The sequence below is a fragment of the uncultured Campylobacter sp. genome (assembly GCF_938045775.1).
Classification (GTDB): Bacteria; Campylobacterota; Campylobacteria; order Campylobacterales; family Campylobacteraceae; genus Campylobacter_B.
The window spans coordinates 1-2,899 of record NZ_CALIBH010000264.1 but is presented as its reverse complement, the minus strand read 5'-3'; the positions used below and the strand labels follow the sequence as shown (position 1 = coordinate 2,899).

Annotated in this window: 2 protein-coding genes and 2 pseudogenes; 2 read left to right on the top strand and 2 right to left on the bottom strand. The window is 39.8% G+C overall.

The genetic code is table 11. The annotated features are described in order from the left end of the window. Positions 1 to 226: pseudogene (locus Q0238_RS10965) on the top strand (RNA pseudouridine synthase); the annotation flags it as partial. A gap of 204 nt (positions 227 to 430) precedes the next feature. Next, positions 431 to 877, top strand: a complete 447-nt coding sequence (locus Q0238_RS10960) for a hypothetical protein (RefSeq protein ID WP_297945987.1) — start codon at positions 431 to 433, stop codon at positions 875 to 877. Positions 878 to 1,780: 903 nt separating this feature from the next. On the opposite strand, the gene Q0238_RS10955 is transcribed toward Q0238_RS10960, so the two are convergent. Then, positions 1,781 to 2,380 carry a hypothetical protein gene (locus Q0238_RS10955; RefSeq protein WP_297945985.1) on the bottom strand — a complete coding sequence of 200 codons (600 nt, stop codon included), beginning with the start codon at positions 2,378 to 2,380 and terminating at the stop codon, positions 1,781 to 1,783. Between the two features lie 66 nt (positions 2,381 to 2,446). Next, a pseudogene (locus Q0238_RS10950) lies at positions 2,447 to 2,899 on the bottom strand (23S rRNA (adenine(2503)-C(2))-methyltransferase RlmN); the annotation flags it as partial.

Here is a 2,899-nt window from a genome sequence, read left to right as displayed (position 1 = left end):
GCCGATATTGGGAGAGCCGCTGTATGGGCTTTCGCGAGAGCAAGCGGAGCGGATATTGGATAAAAAGATGGATGAGACGGAGCGGGTCAGGACGACGGGAGCGCCGAGATTGTTACTGCACGCGAATGCAATTTGCTTTGAACTGAGCGGTGAACGATACGAGATAAAAACTGAATTTGACGCCGCAAGAGAGTTTTATAATCTCGCGAAAATCGGTAAAATTTAAGCAACTCAATAAAATTTTGAGGTGGCGGCGATTATTTTTATGACCAGAATTTTGCTTTTGTCGGTTTTTATAAAATTTTGTGGTTACAACGGCATTAATTTATTAATTTCTCATCTATGGTTATTAAAAATTTTAAGACGATTTTATTTTGCGATAGCTATAATTCATAATTAGAATATTAGTAATTTTGAATAAAGGATGAAAATGTTGTGGTGGGAAAAAACAGTAGAGTATTATTTTGTAAAGCAGTGTTTGTTGGACATCGATATAGCTCCACTTGATGGTGATGTAGAAAAAATAGGTGATGCCTTAACTCATAACAATGGGAAGTTTTTACTTATAGAGTTTAAAAGGACATTCGAGAATTTATCCTCAGAAAAGAAAAAATATGTAGATTGGGGACAAAGCGCTAAGGCTATAAAAGCACATAATTCAGCTTGGCTAGACGGTGGGTTTCATATATTTATTTTCGGTAGCGAAAATTACGGTAAATTTGAGCTCAGAGCGCATGAATATTGGATGCTTCAAGATAAGCTGGGTGGCAGTATAAAAGATTTTAAATCTGGTGTTGATTCTTTTAAAAAATACAATCAAGAACATGGAATATTTAAAAAAGAATTTGACGAATACGCTAATTTCCTATTTAAGTAAAAGGGTGGGGCGGGAAGCTCTGTTAATTTAGAAAGCTCGGCATTGATAGCAAGCATGGGGAGCAAAACGGTAGTTGCTTCTTTTGGGGAATATTGCAAGAGAGTGCTTAATTTAGAAAATAGTAAAAAACAAGAACATACCATAAATATAACACCACCAAGTAGAGATATGAGTTTTAGACGGTAATTATTAATGACTTTGATATCTATAGTATAAAAACTTGAAATATGAGGACAAGTAAGAGCTGAGGATTGCTTTAGTTATTTGTTTTGGAATAATCGCAAGTTTTAGTATATAATATAGAAGTTGAATGACGGCATATATTTGTGGTATGCTAGAAATTTTATAAACAGCAAAGAGAGAATGCTATATTTCTTGTTGTATCGCTAAAATTCTATATCTATTCATTTGTGCAATCATAATTATAGATTGGTATGAAATTTGATTGATAAAAATTTGCGTAAGATTGAGCTATGACATCTAATTTTTATTATTTCGGCTTCTTGTATTTGCATATGGTAAAAGTGATAAAAAAATGCGTAAAATGTAGCCTAAAAGTAACTATAAAAATTTGTTTTATGCTTTAAAATTTGGTTTATTTTATTCAAATAGCCATAAACGCTACTTCTGCTTCGCCGATATTTATGACCTTGCCTTTGTGCGCCATCAAGCCTAGGCCGTGCTACATGTCCCACGAGCAGCTAAAGTCAAAGCCGACTTTCGCGCCGCCTAGGATATAGATATTTTGCAGCTCCAATAGTTCGCTAAGCTCCTGCGGCGTGCAGATGTTGGGTATGAAATCGCTTTTCGTCTCGCTCGGATAGTCGTAAATTTTCTGCCATTTTGGGTAGTTTTTTAAAATTTCAGTTAAGATGCCCGTTAAAATTTCCTCCTGGCTTTGTTTTAAAAACTCCAGTACGTCGATTGTGCGCGGCGCGGCTCGTTTGCCTCCTCGCCGTCCTCGTCTAAAAATGAGCAGCGAAACTCGCCTTCTTGCTCTAAAATTTTACCGAAATACTCCAGCCGCAGCGGGAAACTAAAGTCCTCGTATTCCTTATCTTCAAATTTAAGCAAAATTTTAGGCTCCGCAAGACGTGCATTAAAAAACTCGGCGACCTTTGGGCTGCGGGTGAAAAGGTACTCCTCATTCGCTTCGTAGCTTTTGCGCAAAAATTTAAGCGCCTCCTGCTCTGCGCCGCACTCCAGGTAGCATTCGCCCTTGTAATAATCGCTCACGTAGGGCGGATTTTCATTGCTTCTGGCGTGCTTGTCCATCTCGCCTAGCCAGCGCAGCATATTTGGGGCGTCGCCCGCCCATTTGTACTCATTTACCATACGCGCCACGTAAATGTATGAGGCGTAGATGCGGTATTTCTCATCGTCCGTCTCTGCCCATTTTGCCTCGATAAAGCGGATAATTTCCGCCTTTGTAATCTTGGATTTTTTGAGCAGCGATCTGTCTAAGAAGATGCCGATCTCATCCATTATTTTTTGCGCGTCCATTGCTACTCCGTTATAAATTTTTTGCCGATCTGCCTTACGGTCTGAAAATGATCGCCGAATCTTTTTCTATCTTTTTAAAATTTTATCCATATTGACGCCATTTTGATATAAAATTTTACCTTGCTCGTTTCTTTGTTTAAGCTGTCCACACGCCGCACTGATATCTAGCCCCTTGCTCTGGCGGATCGTACAGGTAATACCGTGCGCGCATAGATAGTCTTGGAATTTCACCATATTTTCGGGGCTTGGTCTGCCAAAGCTCGAGCCTTCGTGCGGATTAAAATAGATCAGATTTACTTTTGCGCGGATGCCGTGCAGAAGCTTCACTAGCGTTTTGGCATCGCTTGGGCGATCGTTTACGCCATCGATCATTAGGTATTCAAACATCACGCGCTTTCGCAGATCGATTGGGAACTCGCGCACCGCCTGCATGATCGATGCGATATTGTAGGCGCGATTTATCGGCATTAGTTTTTCACGCAGTTCGTCATCCACTGCATGCAGTGAGATCGCGAGTAG